This window comes from Paenibacillus sp. A3 (assembly GCF_001399685.1).
In the GTDB taxonomy this organism is placed as follows: Bacteria; Bacillota; Bacilli; order Paenibacillales; family NBRC-103111; genus Paenibacillus_G.
Genome location: NZ_JTHN01000429.1, coordinates 1 through 675, shown reverse-complemented (window position 1 = coordinate 675; position 675 = coordinate 1). Strand labels below are relative to the sequence as shown.

At 45.3% G+C, this 675-nt stretch carries 1 protein-coding gene; it reads left to right on the top strand.

Annotated features, from left to right (window positions below):
* The coding region (locus tag QJ48_RS35180) for a LacI family DNA-binding transcriptional regulator (protein ID WP_063858230.1) at positions 1-675 on the top strand (675 nt) is incomplete at both ends.

Sequence of the window (675 nt, the reverse complement as noted above, 5' to 3'; positions counted from 1 at the left end):
CGACGGTCTCCCGCGTGCTCAATAACCGGGGATATATCAGTCAAGCGACACGGGATAAGGTAGCTCAAGCAATGAAGGAGCTAAATTATCAGCCGAATGAAATGGCTCGTTCCCTGTTTAGAAAAAAATCGAATATGATCGGTCTGATTATTCCTACAGTATCTCATCCTTTTTTTAGCGAGCTGGTTTATCATCTTGAGTATCATGCCGATCAAAACGGGTATAAAGTGCTGCTATGCAATTCCAATCGCGATATTTCGAAAGAACGCAAGTATATCGACATGTTGAAGAAGAATCAAGTGGACGCAATTGTTATGGGAAGCAATGTGCAGGACGTCAAGCATTATCTCAATTTAAATTTGCCGATCATCTCATTTGATCGTACGGTTGCCAATAATATTCCCATCGTTACTTCCGATAATTATACGGGAGGCAGACTCGCATCCCGATTATTGGTCGACAAGGGCTGCCGCAAGCTGGCGCATATTTCTGGCGGAGTAGGCGGGCCGAATCACGCCGCATTGCTGGCGAGCAAGAGATTTCAAGGATTTAGGGAAGAGCTTCTGGATACCGAAATCGAACATGTTAGCTTGGAGCTGGAGATTACCGGTTTAGGCGATAAACGAAACGTGGATGAGCTTGTACGATTTTTTCAAGAGCATCCGGATGCGGACG